This window comes from Sulfitobacter sp. HI0129, assembly GCF_001635395.1.
In the GTDB taxonomy this organism is placed as follows: domain Bacteria; phylum Pseudomonadota; class Alphaproteobacteria; order Rhodobacterales; family Rhodobacteraceae; genus Sulfitobacter.
This window is the reverse complement of record NZ_LWGH01000250.1, coordinates 1-14,408: the sequence shown is the minus strand read 5'-3', so window position 1 is coordinate 14,408 and position 14,408 is coordinate 1. Positions and strand designations below refer to the sequence as shown.

The following is a 14,408-nucleotide window of genomic DNA, read 5'->3' as shown; positions in this document are numbered from 1 at the left end:
GGAGCGCCCCAGTGAGCGTTCTACCGGTACGGCGCGCTCCGCCCGCTGCCACCTGCTCGGCGAGGGGGGCACATGACGACGCCCCCGCCGCTGCTGCAGGTCAGCGCCGTGACGCGGCGCTACCGCCTGCCCCGGCAGCGTCTGCTGGCCCCCGCGCCCGTGCTGACGGCGGTCGAAGACGTGAGCCTGTCGATCGCGCCCGGGGAAACACTGGGCGTTGTGGGCGAATCCGGCTCCGGCAAATCGACACTGGCGCGCATGGTCATGGCCTTCGAGGCGCCGGATGCCGGTAGTATCCGCTTCCGGGGGTCGGACCCCAACGCCCTGCCCCGCAAGGCGCTGCGCAGCCTGCGGCGCGAATTCCAGATGGTATTTCAGGACCCCTTCGGCTCGCTCGATCCGCGCCGTCGGATCGGCTGGTCGGTGGCCGAACCGCTGCGCGCGGCGCAGGCGACGGACCAGACCGGCCCCCGGGTGGCCGAGGCGCTGGAACAGGTCGGCCTGCATCCGCGCGATGCGGAGCGTTTCCCGCATGAATTCTCAGGCGGGCAGCGCCAGCGCATTGCCATCGCCCGCGCCATCGTCACGCGACCCGCCCTGCTGGTGGCGGACGAAGCGGTCTCCGCACTAGATGTGTCGGTGCAGGCGCAGATTCTCAACCTGCTGATGGACCTGCAGGAGGAGCTTGGCCTCGGCATACTCTTTATCAGCCACGATCTGGCAGTCGTCGCGTCGCTGTGCGACAGTCTGCTGGTCATGCGCCACGGTCGCACGGTCGAGGCGGGGCCGACCGACCGGGTCCTGAGCGCACCTGAATCCGATTATACGAAGACACTGTTGAAAGCCGCCGGAGTTACTTGATGACAAGATTTATCCACCTGACCGATCTGCATATTTCGCACCCGGATCTGGAGGACACGCATCTGCAGTCAGACACCCCTGCCACCCTGAAACGGGTGGTCAAAGCCATCAACGGGATGGACCCGCAGCCGGATTTCGTGGCGATCAGCGGTGATCTGACGAACCATGGCGACGTCGAGAGCTACCGGCTGGTCAATGAGTTGCTCAGTCCCCTGAAGGCGCCCGTGGTGCTGGCCCTCGGCAACCATGACAAGCGCGAAGGTTTCAACGCGATCTTTTCCGAAGGCATGGGCGATACGCCCTATTTCCACGATGCCGTCCATTCCGACCTGCATGTCATCACGCTGGACAGCGCTGTCCCGGGGCGCATCGCGGGGGCCATCGACGACGCGCAATTCGACTATCTGGAACAGGCGCTGACGCGGCATGGCGATGTACCCAAACTGGTCATGGTGCACCACCCCCCCCGGGTGGACCCGAACGAGCTGACATGGGCCAGCCTCGATGCGCAAAGCACCGACCGGCTGGCAAAGGCGCTGCAGGGCCATGACGTCGTCGCGATCCTGACAGGGCATATCCACGTGAACCGCGTGTCGCTTTGGCATGGGATTCCGGTCATTGTCGCCAACGGGCAGCATTCAACCGTGGATCAGCTCCGACCGGACGTTATGCGGGTGGTGGAAGGCACCGGTTTCGCCATCTGCGACTGGCGGCCTACCGGGCTGACGGTGTCCTTCGTGCCCCTCAGCCCCGATCAGAAGGAAATCGCCGTGGTGGACGGCGACCGCGTCAGGGCATTCCGATGAGCCCGTCCCGCCGCCATCTGCCCTTGGAGGGGGCCCATAACGTCCGCGACCTTGGCGGCTTTCCCACGCAGGACGGCGGGCGCACCGCGTGGCGGCAGTTTCTGCGCGCCGACAGCCTGCACCGCCTGTCGGAGAGCGAAGTCGCCCGCCTGCACGACGCCGGGCTGCGCACCGTCATCGACCTGCGCACCCGGCAGGAGGTACAGCGCGCGCCCAACCCCTTCGCCGCCTTTGCCGATGTGCATTACCTGAACCTGCCCCTGTTCGACGACCTGTCCCCTGCTGCCCTTTCCCGCCCGCGGGACGGGGCCGATCATCCGCTTTTTCATTTCTACCTCGATGCGATCGAAACCCGCGGGGCGGCCCTGTGCCAGATCCTCGCAGAGATGGCGGCCGCCGCCGACGGCGCGGTTCTGTTCAACTGCACCGCGGGCAAGGACCGCACAGGCATCATCGCCGCCCTGCTCTTGTGGCTCGCCGGGGTGCCTAGGGCGGAGATCGTGGCCGATTATACCGCGACGGAAGGGTTCATCCCAGATCTGAAACGCGAACTGCTGGATCTGGCGCGCCACAACGGGGCGGACGTGGACCGCTATGCCCGGCTTCTGGAAAGCCCGGCCCCGACAATGGAGGCGACGCTTGACCAGTTGGCCCACTGCCATGGCGGGGTGGAAGGATACCTCGACCACATCGGGTTGGCCGCTGCGGATCGGGCGCGCCTGCGGGACAGGCTTCGGGCGCCGGAACCCCACACCGACAAGGGAAACAAAGCTCATCATGGGTGACCGGCGGGCCATCATCGAAAGCTGTTACCTGTTTTCCTCCGCTGCGGATATCTCGCTGGAAATGCTTGCTGCCTGCAGTTCGGTGCAGAGCCCCCCGGCGGACGGCCCCCTTTTCCGTGAGGGGGACCCCTCGGGCGGTCTCTGGATCATCGTGTCGGGGCTGGTGCGCATCTGGCGCACCGATCCGCAGGGTCGGGAGCTGACCATGTGGCTGCTGGAGCCGGGCGAGGTAGTGGGTGAGATTGCGCTGCTTGACGGGGGCGAGCGTTCCGCCAGCGCCGATACGATGGGCGCGACCCGCCTTTTGCATTTCCCGCGCGACCGCTTCCGCGGGATCCTGCGGCAAGATCCGGACCTGGCCGAACATGTCATCATACTGCTGTGCGAAAGACTGCGTCGCAATACCGAAGACCTTCACAGGGCCGCCTTCTACGACCTCGGCGCACGGCTCGCGATGAAGCTTTCGGACCTTGCCATGGCGCATTCCGACCAGCGGAACGGCGGGTTCGTCTTTACGCGCAAGTTCTCGCAGACCGAACTGGCGCTCATGCTGGGGGCGACGCGCGAAGCGGTGAACCGGAACATGTCAAAGCTCACCGCCGCAGGGATCGTGAGCGTGGTGGACGGCTACATCCACATCCTCGACAATGAGCGGTTGAAACGCGCAAGCCGCGCCAGTTGATCCCGCTGCGCTGTAAGGCGGCGCACAAACGCGGAACGGAACAATTCTTCCCGATAATCGCTAACTCATTTACTTTATTCGCCGCGCTGCGCAGAGTGCGCCGCGGGAGGAATATCATGCGCGCACAGGTCGTCATTGTCGGCGGCGGTCCATCGGGTCTGTTGCTCAGCCAGTTACTGCACCGCGCGGGCATCGACACCGTCGTGCTCGAACGCAAGACAAAGGAATATGTGCTGGGTCGCATCCGGGCCGGGGTGCTGGAACGCGGCATGGTGGCCCAGTTGCGGGCCGCGGGCGCCGGGGCGCGCATGGACCGCGAAGGTCTGGTGCATTCCGGAACGGTACTTTCCTACGGGGACGATGAGATCCGCATCGACTTCGAACAACACACCGGGGAGACGGTGCTCGTCTACGGGCAGACCGAAGTCACCCGCGACCTCTACGCCGCGCGCGAGGCCATGGGCGCACGGCTGGAATTCGAGGTTGAGGATGTCGTCATCGAAGGGATCGAAGGGGACGGCGCGACCGTGTCCTATACCCAAGGGGGCAATAGGCACAGCATCCGCTGCGACTATGTTGCGGGCTGCGACGGCTATCATGGCGTCAGCCGAAAGACGATTCCGGGCGCCGTCCGGCAGGAATTCGAACGGATCTACCCCTTCGGTTGGCTCGGCATCCTCGCCGATACACCGCCCGTCCATGATGAGCTGATCTACGCCAGTTCGGACAATGGTTTCGCGCTCTGTTCCATGCGCAGCAAAAGCCGCAGCCGCTATTACATCCAGTGCGACATCGCGGACGACCCGGCCAACTGGTCAGACGATGCCTTCTGGGATGCCCTGCGCCGCCGGATACCGGCAGCCTATGGCGAAACGCTGCAGACCGGCCCTTCGATCGAGAAATCCATCGCGCCCCTGCGGTCCTTCGTCTGCGAGCCGATGCGCTGGGGGCGGCTCTTCCTCTGTGGGGACGCCGCCCATATCGTACCCCCCACGGGTGCCAAGGGTCTCAACACCGCGGCATCGGACGTGCACTACCTTTCAGAGGCGCTCATCAGCCATTACGCAGGCGATCACGACGCGCTCGATATCTATGCCCCCAAAGCGCTCGCCCGAGTGTGGAAGGCGGAGCGTTTCAGTTGGTGGATGACCAACCTGATGCACCGCTTCCCCGGTCAGTCCGGCTTTGACCGGCGCATGCAGCAGGCAGAGGTCGCCTTTCTGCAGGAAAACGAACATGCTCAGGCGGTGCTGGCGCAGAATTACGTGGGCCTGCCCTATTGACCCGGGAAAGGATACCCGAATGACCGAACGCTACGAAAAGGGCGCGCAGATGCGCCGCAAGGTGCTGGGTGACGCCCATGTGGACCGGGCCGAAGCCGCGCGGACGCCGCTCGATTCCGCGTTCCAGTCGCTGATCACCGAAGCGGCCTGGGGCACGGTCTGGGCGAGCGACGGCATCGACCTGCGCGAACGTTCCATGCTGACGCTGGCGCTTCTGGCGGCCCTGGGGAATTTCGACGAGATCCCGATGCATATCCGCGCCACCCGGCGCACCGGCGCCAGCCAGCAGGATATCATCGAAACGTTCCAGCACGTGGCCATCTACGCCGGGGTACCGCGCGCCAACCACGCGCTGAAGCTGGCCCGGCAGACGTTCGAGGAAATGGCCGCCGAAGACCCGCCCGAAAGATGACGCCCTACCCATGAAACGCAGAAGGCCCCGTGCTGTTGCACACGGGGCCTTTGCCAAAGCCTGAAATCTCAGGCGATAATATTAGTTCGAGGCGAGATGATCGGTGGTGAACAGCATGTCATCACCGGCACCGGAGTGGCAGGCGATGCAGCCCTGATCCGCGCCCTTGGCGACCTTACCCGCAAGGCGCATACCCTTGGGGTTCTTGTCCAGCGACCCATCGGGCAGATATTTCACCCAGAACCAATCCGCATTGTCCGCGTCAAACCCCGCTTCGCGGCGGAACATCACAGTCAGGGCGCCCAGATGCTTGTCCGGGTCGGCCATGACTTCGTTGACGCTGACACCTTCGGGCCCGTAGTTGCGCTTGACCACGAGATCACCGGTATGCCCGTCGAGCGTGGCGGTGGTATAGAAGGTTTCCAGCATCATGCCGTGGGGGGCGACACCTTCATAGGGGAAGCTGCGCACCATGCCTTCACCCGCGAGGTTCATCTCCTCCATCACGGACCAGAGCTTGGCCGCATATTCAGCATCCGCGTCGGTTCCGAAAGGTGCGTCCTGGGCCACGGCCATTCCGCCTGCGATCGTCAGTGCGAGGGCTCCCGCTGTCATCTTCTTAATCATCATTTGCCCCTTTCCGGATCTTTGTCCTAAAATTTCAATTACCTTCAAGCCTAGCGGATATTCCCTGCGGTCAGGGTCACAACTCCATCACCATTGCGTGTCGGAATGTTTCGACATTTGACCACCCGCCCCCGTTCGCCCCAGACTTGGGGCCTTTCAGGAGGGTCAACATGAAGATCATGCTGCTCGGGCTGGGTCTCACCCTGCCCTATTCGATCGGGGAGAGCGAAGACAGGAGCGCTGCGCAGCTGCTCCTTAACCCCGAGCACTCCCGCTGCTGCGGCATTTACCACCGCATCAGCGATGAAGGCCCGGATCAGCCCACGACCCCGCTCCCCGCCAGCGAGATGCCGCGCGACCGCCTTTGCGTGCGCAACAGCGACAGCACCCGATATTATTTCGCGGTGGAAACGATAGAGGGCGGACGGTACACCGAATATCTCTCCCCCGGGGAAGAACTCTGCACCTCCGGCAATCCCGGCGCCACCGGCACGGTTTCGGTATTTGAAAGTCCGGAGGTTCTGGAAGGATGCTCCCGCCGTATACCCGTCGGTCAGCGCGAGGAGATGCTGCGCTATGTCGATTTCGACCGCTGTTTCTGGACGTCGAATACATGACGGGGGAGAAGGGGGTCCGTTGGCGCCCATCTAATGTGGGCCGCGCCGGGCGGGCCAAGCATGTGCTGTTTGGACGCCACGAAAGCCAAGGCTGCGATTAACGCCCTTACAAAGAAGGCAGTTATCCGCCGTGAGGGCGACACCCTTGCGCTCAACCCATATGGAACTAGCGTGGTGCCTGACTACGACGATTGGGCACCAAAAGACTGGCTATTTTCCACGCGCTTCTTTGCTTGTCGCCCCGCCGTGCGCATGGCAGAAGCCGCCGTCTTCTTGCAACCAAACGTCAAAGGGGCGCTGTATGCCGCCGCTGACGGAATTCTTGCAGCGTGCGCCCTTCGCGGTCTTTGCGCCGCAGCGCGGTTCGCCGTAGGTGGCTAGCCAATCAAGATATTGCGATTTGAAGGCACCATTTTTCCTAGCGAACCACTCAGCCCGATCACGAAGGAAGTCTTCAACGTCGCTTGGTTGAAGGTTTACGGTAATGCCGCCCCATGGTGCTTCAACGGTAGCAACTAGGCTAACGCCCGCGCTTGCCAACGCATCAAGTGTTTTCCGATCTATGCTCATGTTCGTATCTTACGCGGTGGAGGATGCGGAGAAAATGCCATTCAAAGCCCTGAAAATCGCATGGGTAGGATTGGCTGAGCGCAAATTTATCCAATAAAATCAATTGGTAATGGCGGAGACGAAGGGATTCGAACCCTCGAGACGGTTTCCCGCCTACTCCCTTAGCAGGGGAGCGCCTTCGACCACTCGGCCACGTCTCCGCCGACGGGTATAGCCGCGCAAGCTTAGGTGATACAAGGCGAAATTGGGCTTTTCTGGTTTGCTTCCTTGGAGCGTGACAAACCATTGAAATGGCCCGCGAAGATCGGGATTTGCTAGCGGAGGGAGCAGGAATTAGCAACTATCCGAGTGCTGGCTCGAGGGGGGTTCAACCTTTTACAAGATCGCTGGGCGCATAGAATTCTGCGATCTTCAAAGTATGCGCACTGCGAATGCCAAGGTCGCCTCATCCTTTAGGAGGCACTTCCGAAGCGATCATCGCGGAGGAAACCGTGGCTATGCGGCATCCGCTCGGCAGGGACCGGGCCGAAGGCCCGCTCCTCGCCAAGCGTGATCACCGGTGCGATCCGCCGCTCGCCCCAATCGCCCCTCTCATGCCGCCACATCTATGGCCGCGTCGCCTGCCGCCCTGGCCACCCAGCCACCGTCCTCGTAGCGGCGGGCAGCGGCACCGTCGCTCTTGAGGGCCAACAGCGTCAGCCAGCCGTTGTCGAACAGCGCACGGACTTCAGGCCTGCGGCCAAGCACGCGGGAAATCATCTCCTCCGTTGCCTCCACTGCCACCACCAGTCGGCTCGGCACGTGGCGCGGTGTCTCGCCGTCATGCACCGATTGCCACGGCAGGCCCGCGCGCAGGGGGCCACCGTTGCCTTCCAGCACGCCGATGCCCCCCACGACGTTGTGCAGCAGCTTGTTGCCCGCGCCAAAGGTTTCGGGCGCGACGGCGGAGCCGTGGTATTGCAGGGCGATCCAGCTGGCCACGACCACAGGTGCGCTCAGGATAAGTTCCAGCGTGGCGGCGCCTTGGTCCTGTTGCCAATCGTAATCGTGCAGGAACACCGTACCCCCGAGGTCCTGCCCGGCCGTGCGCGCCCGGGGGGCGGCGACGAAGCCGCGGCATCCGGCAAGGCCCCATTCGGGCCGTACTTCCGACCAGTCCCTGCCGCGGCGTGCCATCGTTTCCTCCGCACCATGGGGCAGCGATTGCGCGCGTTCAATCCGGGTCAGGACACCGGCGCGGGCCAGGGCGCCGCGCAGGCGATCGGTTTCGGCCATATGGCTTCTCGGCAGCGTTTCGTCGAACAGCCGGACCGCGTCGGAGGTGGTGTCGTGCAGGCCAGCCACGAAATGCGTGTTTGCGGGGATGTAGATCCCCTTCTCCCGCAGGCCGCTGCGCACCGCATCTTCGTTCAGCAGCCCCGCCAGAAGCCGCGCGTTGACGTCACCCGCATAGCCACCGCAGGCGCCGCATTGCAGGGCGCTGGCATGGGGCGCGTTGGTCACCGTGGCACCATGTCCGCAGATCAGCACGAGGCGGGCGAAGCCTTCGGTCAGCGACATCGCCCGCAGCACGCCTTCGGCAGCGGCGACCCGCTCCGCCAGTGGCAGGTTCAGCTCTGGCGGCGCATCGGGGCCCTTGAGTTTGGGGAGGCCAAGGCCATCGCGCAGCAGCTTGCCGATGTAGAGCGGCCCCGCCGCCTCCACGAAGGCAAAGGCCGAGACGGCAGCGCGCTTGAAACGGCCCCATGCCCGGATCGTCCGCAGGTGGACACGTTCGCCCGCATCGTCCTGGTTCTTGTCCGCTGCCTGCGTCCTGATCCCGGGGCGCAGCAGGACCGGGGCGCGCGCCTCGACGATATCGGAGGCATGGCTCCGGTGGCCCACCGGCAGACCAAAGAAACCCGCAAAACCGATGGTGTGAATTTGCGGATCGGACACCTCCAGCGCGCGGCGCAGGCGCTCGGACCGCACATCGATGCAAAAGGCTGCCTGAATGGCGGGCGGCTCGTCAGACGTATCCGCCCCGCGCTGCCACAACTGATCGGCGAGCCGACGCTCCGCACTGCGGTCATGGGCTTCCTGCAGCGCTGCATCAAGAAGCGTCTCACGATCGGCCTTTATCGGCTGGGCGTATTCGGCCTGCGCTTGCTGCCATGCCTCTGCCGGGGCTTTGCCGGTTTCCAGCAAGGCGGCATCCCAGGCCAGCCGGATGGTCAGCAGCTCGAACAGGGTGCTGTCCCGGCCCCCGTCCCGTTCAGCCACCCAGCCGAGGTGGCGGGCGTATTGCGCCCAGCCTGAAAGGGTGACGAGCAGGCGGTGAAAGTAGAGGGGGGCGTTCTCTGCCGTCAGCCCCAGCGCGGTACAGGCTTCTCCGAAGGCTGCGCGCGGATGCAGCGACATGGCCGCCACCCGGGCCGAGAATCCCGTCAGGCCCGCGATCTCCGGTGTCAGATCGCAACTGGCAAAGGCACGCCAACCCGCCCAGGCCCCGATATCGGGCGCGGGCCAAAAGGCCTGCCCGCGGTCGAAATGCCCGCCGGCCCATAGGCCGATCCGTTCCTCCAGAAGTGCCGGCCAGTCGATACCGTCGGCTTTCTGTGCAAGGTCCGCGACCGTCGCCAGAACCGGCACCGCGGGCTCCTCCCGCCCCGCTGCGCCCTGAAGATCATCCACCGCGAAGCCATGTGCAGAAGCCGCGGCGGAAAGATCCTCCGCCGAAATGCCCCCCGCCGAGATCATTGCAGCGACAGCCCCGCGCGGCAGGAACATGCGCCCCCCGCCCAAGCGGGCCAGCCGGGCCGCAGCCAGACGGCGATCTTCTTTGACTTGTCCGAGCCACGGGTTGACCGCCACGGTCGCATCGAGCGGAAAGGCGGGAGGGATTTGCCGCATCGCCGTTTCGGCACAGGCGAAAAGCTCCAGCGTGTGGCCGGGCCAGGTGATATGCGCGTTCATTGTGTCGCTCCGGTATTTGGGGTCCAGCGGCCGGACAGCCGCTCAAAAACTGCGTTGAGGTAAAGGCCGTTCATCAGGTGCACCCGCAGGCCCGCGGCAGCAGGATGCCCCGCCCAGAGGGGAAAGGTCGTCTGCGCCACGGCGGCCACCGCAAAGCTTGCCAGTGCAAGGGTAATCGTCGCCCAGATCAGCCCGTCGGGCGGCGGCGGGGGTGGCAGCGTGCCCGCCGCGACCCAGCTGGCGCCCTGTTGCAGGGCGAAATATGCAACCGTCGCCAGCACCGACAGCCCGACCGTCCGCCAGGTCAGGGCCCGGGGTGCCTGATCGGCGAGCCCTTGGGCGATCAGGTAGACCACGCCGAAGATCAGGATCGCCCCCAGCGCCACGGTCTGCGGCGGTTTGCCGGTGATGTCAAAGCCGAGCCCCACCACAAGGTAGAGCACAATCGCCAGCCCGAAGGCCCGCGCCACGGCGCCGAGGTTCGGCACCGCGACCGGCCCGGGGCGGCGTGTCGCCATCACCTCGGCCACCGTCCCGCCGGAGGAGAGGAAGGCATGCGCCTTGTAGAGCGAATGCGCCACGATATGCAGAAGGGCCAGCGGGAACAGCGCGAGGCCGCATTGCAGCACCATGAACCCCATCTGCGCGCAGGTGGACCAGGCAAGCGAAGTCTTGACCGCGGGCTGTGTCAGCGCCACCGCCGCCCCCATCAGGGCGCTAAACCCGCCGACCAGCGCCAGCACCGCCAGCACACCGGGGGCAGCGACCAACACATCGGCGAAACGGATCAGCAAAAAGCCACCGGCGTTCACCACGCCCGCATGCAAGAGGGCCGAAACAGGTGTGGGCGCCTCCATCACTTCGGTCAACCAGCCGTGGGTCGGCACCAGCGCGGATTTGAAGATCGCCGCGACAGCCATCAGCAGCGCCGCCAGCCACAACAGCGACGGCCCCTCCCCCGCCTGCGCGGCGGCGTTGATGGCCGCGATGTCGGATGTGCCGAAGCCGAAGACGAGGATACCGCCCGCGATCAACAGCGCGGTGCTGGCCACGATGCCGCTCAGCGCCTTTTTCCGCGCGGCGCGCTGCGCTCTGGGACGTTCGGGATAGAACAGCAGCAACTGGTGCAGGGTAAAGCCGGTTGCGACCCAGCCGAGAACCAGTTGCCCGATGTTGCCCGCGCCTACCAGCAGCAGGACACAGGCGATGGTGGCCGCCATCCAGCCCATGAAAGCCGGTTGCCGCGCCTCCCCGTCAAGCGCCACGCGCGAAAACCGCAGTACCACCCAGCCGACGAAAGCAACCGTCAACGTCATTGCAATGCTGACGATATCAGTGCGCGCCGAAAAACCGATCGAAGCGAAGCCGATCAGCGGGCTCGTCGAGGGGCCCGCAATAGTAAGTTGAACGGTGGCGAGCGCCGCCACCGCCAATGCGCCAAGCGCCGCGATCTCGGGCAGACGCAAGCGCCAGCTCCCGCGGGGGGGCGGCGAAAGCCGCATCGCGAGCGCCGCGAGGGCGAGCAGAAGCGGGGGAAGCAGAAGCAGATAACCCATCGAAAACCTCCGGGGGGATGAATNTTTCCGCCGAGGTAAAGCCCGCTTCGCTTAAATAAAAATACATTGTATGGATGGAAACGTTCTGATTAATAGAACGATATGCGGCTCAACTATCACCACCTGCGCTACTTTCAGGAGGTTGCCCGAGAGGGCAACCTGACCCGTGCCGCCGCCCTGCTGAACCTGTCCCAATCCGCGCTGTCCACCCAGATTCGCCAGTTGGAGGAACGTCTGGGTCATCTGCTTTTCGAGCGTACCGGCAGAGCGATGGTACTGACCGAAGCGGGGCGGATCGCGCTCGATCATGCGGAACGCATCTTTGCTGTCGGTGATGACCTCGTGGCTACGCTCACCGAAGGGGGTGCTGCGCATGCGCCGCTTCGGGTCGGCGCCCTCTCTACGCTCTCGCGCAACTTTCAGCTGCGTTTCCTGCGCCCCGCGCTGGCGGCCAAGGCCGAGCTGGTTCTATCCTCTGGCAGCAGCCTGTCATTGCTGCGCGGGTTGGAGGATCTCGCTCTCGACGTGGTGCTGTTGACCGATCCGCCGCCCCGGGACACCTTCCCCACGCTTGTCGCGCACCGCATCGCAGAACAGTCGGTCGGCATCCATGGTACGGCGCATCGCCTCGCCTACGGCTCACTTGCGGACCTGCTGAGTGCCCAGCCCGTGATCCTGCCAACTGAAAGCTCGATCCGAACGGGGTTCGACAGCCTTGTTGCCCGCCTCGGCATCACGCCCCGGATCGCCGCCACCGTGGACGACATGGCGATGGTGCGATTGCTCGCCCGCAGCGACCTCGGCCTCGCCATCACCCCCGCCGTCGTTCTGGCGGACGAATTGGCACAGGGCCTGCTTGCGAGCGCACCCTTCCCGCTCGACATCATCGAGAGCTTCTATGCCGTAACAGCGCCCCGGACATTCCCGCACCCGTTACTGGAAAGCCTCATCGGGCCGTTGACGGACCATGGGGATGTGTGAGGGTCGGGGGGGGCCATTGGCTACTAGGCGGCACGCCCGGAGGCCTACCGCCAATCGCGGATCCGTCCCGCCGAATTCGCCCTAACCTCAGGTATTGAACAGGAAATGCAACACGTCGCCATCCTTGACGGTATAGCTCTTGCCTTCGGCGCGCATCTTTCCGGCTTCCTTGGCAGGGCCTTCCCCGCCTAGGGTGACGAAATCGTCGTAGGCGATAGTCTCTGCCCGGATGAAGCCCTTTTCGAAATCGCCGTGGATGACGCCCGCGGCCTTGGGCGCGGTGGTGCCGGTGGGGATCGTCCAGGCGCGGGCCTCTTTCGGGCCGACCGTGAAATAGGTTTCAAGACGCAAAAGATCGTAGCCCGCGCGAATGAGCCGGTCGAGCCCGGCTTCCTTCAGGCCCATCTCTTCGAGGAACATGGCGGCCTCTTCGGGTTCGAGCTGACTGATCTCCTCCTCGATCTGTGCGGAGATCACCACGTGCGAGTTGCCCTGCGCCGCGGCCATTTCGGCCACCTTTTGCGAAAGGGCGTTGCCTTCCGCGGCCTCCGCCTCGCCCACGTTGCAGACGTATAGAACCGGCTTCGTCGTCAGAAGCTGGAGCATCCGCCAGGCTTTCGCGTCCTCGGCGTCCACCTCGACCGTGCGCGCGGGGCGGCCCGCTTCGAGAGCTTCCAGCGCCGCGCGCATCAGGCGTTCCTGCTGGACGGCCTCCTTGTCGCCGCCGCGCACTTTGCGGGTGATGTTCTGCAAACGCTTCTCGATGCTTTCAATGTCGGCAAGCATCAGTTCGGTTTCGATCGTCTCGGCATCGGCCACGGGATCGACGCGCCCCTCGACATGGGTGACATCGTCATCCTCGAAGCAGCGCAGCACGTGGGCGATGGCATCCACTTCGCGAATATTGGCAAGGAACTGGTTGCCCAAGCCCTCGCCCTTGCTCGCACCTTTCACGAGACCGGCAATATCCACGAAGGTCATGCGGGCGGGAATGACCTGTTTGGACTTGGCGATCCCGGCGAGCCTGTCCAACCGAGAATCGGGCACCGCCACTTCGCCGACGTTGGGTTCGATCGTGCAAAAGGGGAAGTTCGCCGCCTGGGCCGCGGCCGTCCGCGTCAGCGCGTTGAAAAGGGTGGATTTGCCGACGTTCGGCAGCCCCACGATACCCATCTTGAAACCCATGACCCACGTCCTCCGGAAAGTTCGCGCCGTCCTATGGTTTCAGCGGGCCAAGCGCAAGGCTTAGCGCGACCGGCGCTCTTCGCGCGACTGGTAGATCAGGATCCACGCCAGCAGGATGAACATCGGATGGGTCAGCCCGCCGGAAAAGATGATGGCAGGCACCCAGATCAGGAACACGATGATGCTGGTAAAGACCCGGCCCGTAAGCAGGATCGACAGCGGAGGCAGGAAAAGCGCGAGTACATAGTTCATGCGAGCCAAGATAGGTGCGGCGCGGGGAAAGAAAAGGGCCTGAGCCGACCCATCATGCCAAGGTGCATTGATTTTCCCGCCCGCATTCGGCATTGCGGGGCGGAGATTTGAAAGGCAGCCCCATGACCCGTATCGACGCCACATTCGCGAAACTGAAGACCGAAGGTCGCAAGGCCTTCGTCTCCTACGTCATGGCGGGCGATCCGGATTTCGACACCTCGCTCGAAGTGGTGCGCGGCCTGCCGGGGGCCGGGGTCGACATTATCGAGCTTGGCCTGCCGTTCACCGACCCCATGGCGGACGGTCCGACCATCCAGTTGGCCGGACAACGCGCGCTCGAAGGGGGTATGACTCTGAAGAAGACGCTCGAACTGGCGCGGCGCTTTCGCGAAGATGACGACACCACACCCATCGTGATGATGGGCTATTACAATCCCATCTATTCCATGGGCGTGGACGCTTTTTTGAAGGCCGCACGCGAAGCGGGGATCGACGGGTTGATCGTGGTGGACCTGCCGCCGGAGGAGGACAGCGAGCTTTGTCTGCCCGCGCAGGCGGCGGGCCTGAACTTCATCCGCCTTGCCACCCCCACGACCGATGACAAGCGCCTACCCCGCGTTCTCCAGAACACCTCCGGCTTCGTCTACTATGTCTCGATCACCGGCATCACCGGGTCGGCCGAAGCGGACGCCGCCGATGTCGCACCGGAGGTCACGCGCATTCGCGATGCGAGCGGCCTGCCCGTGATCGTGGGGTTCGGCGTGAACACCCCCGACAAGAGCCGCGCCATCGCCGAAGTTGCCGATGGCGTCGTCGTGGGCTCGGCCATCGTCGGA

Annotated in this window: 15 protein-coding genes and 1 tRNA gene; 9 read left to right on the top strand and 7 right to left on the bottom strand. The window is 64.5% G+C overall.

Annotation, left to right across the window (positions count from 1 at the left end; genetic code table 11):
- Positions 1-72: 72 nt before the first annotated feature.
- The 6 genes from A3764_RS04680 to pcaC all read left to right on the top strand — a co-directional run bounded on the left by A3764_RS04680 (position 73) and on the right by pcaC (position 4,829).
- Entirely contained in the window at positions 73-861 is a 789-nt protein-coding gene (locus A3764_RS04680; protein ID WP_067919662.1) for an ATP-binding cassette domain-containing protein, read from the top strand.
- A complete protein-coding gene (locus A3764_RS04675; protein WP_067919663.1) occupies positions 861-1,667 on the top strand; it encodes a metallophosphoesterase family protein in 807 nt (268 codons plus the stop codon). Before A3764_RS04680 ends, A3764_RS04675 begins: the two co-directional genes overlap by 1 nt.
- Positions 1,664-2,452, top strand: a complete 789-nt coding sequence (locus A3764_RS04670; protein WP_082850970.1) for a tyrosine-protein phosphatase — start codon at positions 1,664-1,666, stop codon at positions 2,450-2,452. Before A3764_RS04675 ends, A3764_RS04670 begins: the two co-directional genes overlap by 4 nt.
- On the top strand, positions 2,445-3,134 hold the full coding sequence (locus A3764_RS04665) for a Crp/Fnr family transcriptional regulator (RefSeq protein WP_067919664.1): 690 nt from the start codon (positions 2,445-2,447) through the stop codon (positions 3,132-3,134). The genes A3764_RS04670 and A3764_RS04665 overlap by 8 nt, the downstream gene beginning before the upstream one ends.
- A 116-nt stretch (positions 3,135-3,250) precedes the next feature.
- The gene (pobA, locus tag A3764_RS04660; RefSeq protein ID WP_067919666.1) at positions 3,251-4,417 is read left to right on the top strand and encodes a 4-hydroxybenzoate 3-monooxygenase; all 1,167 of its coding nucleotides are present in this window, start codon (positions 3,251-3,253) and stop codon (positions 4,415-4,417) included.
- Between the two features lie 19 nt (positions 4,418-4,436).
- The gene (gene pcaC, locus A3764_RS04655) at positions 4,437-4,829 is read left to right on the top strand and encodes a 4-carboxymuconolactone decarboxylase (RefSeq protein ID WP_067919668.1); all 393 of its coding nucleotides are present in this window, start codon (positions 4,437-4,439) and stop codon (positions 4,827-4,829) included.
- 81 nt (positions 4,830-4,910) lie between these two features.
- Here pcaC and A3764_RS04650 read toward each other — a convergent pair whose 3' ends face one another.
- The gene (locus A3764_RS04650) at positions 4,911-5,459 is read right to left on the bottom strand and encodes a hypothetical protein (protein WP_067919670.1); all 549 of its coding nucleotides are present in this window, start codon (positions 5,457-5,459) and stop codon (positions 4,911-4,913) included.
- Positions 5,460-5,626: 167 nt separating this feature from the next.
- Here A3764_RS04650 and A3764_RS04645 point away from each other — a divergent pair, with 167 nt between their 5' ends.
- Positions 5,627-6,073, top strand: coding sequence for a hypothetical protein (locus tag A3764_RS04645; protein WP_067919672.1), 447 nt, complete (start codon positions 5,627-5,629; stop codon positions 6,071-6,073).
- Positions 6,074-6,283: 210 nt separating this feature from the next.
- Here A3764_RS04645 and A3764_RS24520 read toward each other — a convergent pair whose 3' ends face one another.
- The 4 genes from A3764_RS24520 to A3764_RS04625 all read right to left on the bottom strand — a co-directional run bounded on the left by A3764_RS24520 (position 6,284) and on the right by A3764_RS04625 (position 11,154).
- Positions 6,284-6,643 carry a hypothetical protein gene (locus A3764_RS24520; protein WP_150120605.1) on the bottom strand — a complete coding sequence of 120 codons (360 nt, stop codon included), beginning with the start codon at positions 6,641-6,643 and terminating at the stop codon, positions 6,284-6,286.
- Between the two features lie 110 nt (positions 6,644-6,753).
- A tRNA-Ser gene (locus tag A3764_RS04635) sits at positions 6,754-6,843 on the bottom strand.
- Positions 6,844-7,234: 391 nt separating this feature from the next.
- The gene (locus A3764_RS04630) at positions 7,235-9,598 is read right to left on the bottom strand and encodes a YbcC family protein (protein WP_067919675.1); all 2,364 of its coding nucleotides are present in this window, start codon (positions 9,596-9,598) and stop codon (positions 7,235-7,237) included.
- Positions 9,595-11,154, bottom strand: coding sequence for a proton-conducting transporter transmembrane domain-containing protein (locus tag A3764_RS04625; protein ID WP_067919677.1), 1,560 nt, complete (start codon positions 11,152-11,154; stop codon positions 9,595-9,597). The genes A3764_RS04630 and A3764_RS04625 overlap by 4 nt, the downstream gene beginning before the upstream one ends.
- A 102-nt stretch (positions 11,155-11,256) precedes the next feature.
- Here A3764_RS04625 and A3764_RS04620 point away from each other — a divergent pair, with 102 nt between their 5' ends.
- Positions 11,257-12,135, top strand: a complete 879-nt coding sequence (locus tag A3764_RS04620; protein WP_067951258.1) for a LysR family transcriptional regulator — start codon at positions 11,257-11,259, stop codon at positions 12,133-12,135.
- An 87-nt stretch (positions 12,136-12,222) separates the two neighbouring features.
- Here A3764_RS04620 and ychF read toward each other — a convergent pair whose 3' ends face one another.
- Both ychF and A3764_RS04610 read right to left on the bottom strand, forming a co-directional pair.
- Positions 12,223-13,320, bottom strand: coding sequence for a redox-regulated ATPase YchF (gene ychF, locus A3764_RS04615; protein ID WP_067923543.1), 1,098 nt, complete (start codon positions 13,318-13,320; stop codon positions 12,223-12,225).
- A 60-nt stretch (positions 13,321-13,380) separates the two neighbouring features.
- Positions 13,381-13,572, bottom strand: a complete 192-nt coding sequence (locus A3764_RS04610) for a hypothetical protein (protein WP_067923554.1) — start codon at positions 13,570-13,572, stop codon at positions 13,381-13,383.
- 122 nt (positions 13,573-13,694) lie between these two features.
- Between A3764_RS04610 and trpA the strand changes: the two genes are divergently transcribed.
- On the top strand, positions 13,695-14,408 hold a 714-nt coding region (gene trpA, locus A3764_RS04605; protein WP_067951256.1), incomplete at its 3' end, for a tryptophan synthase subunit alpha.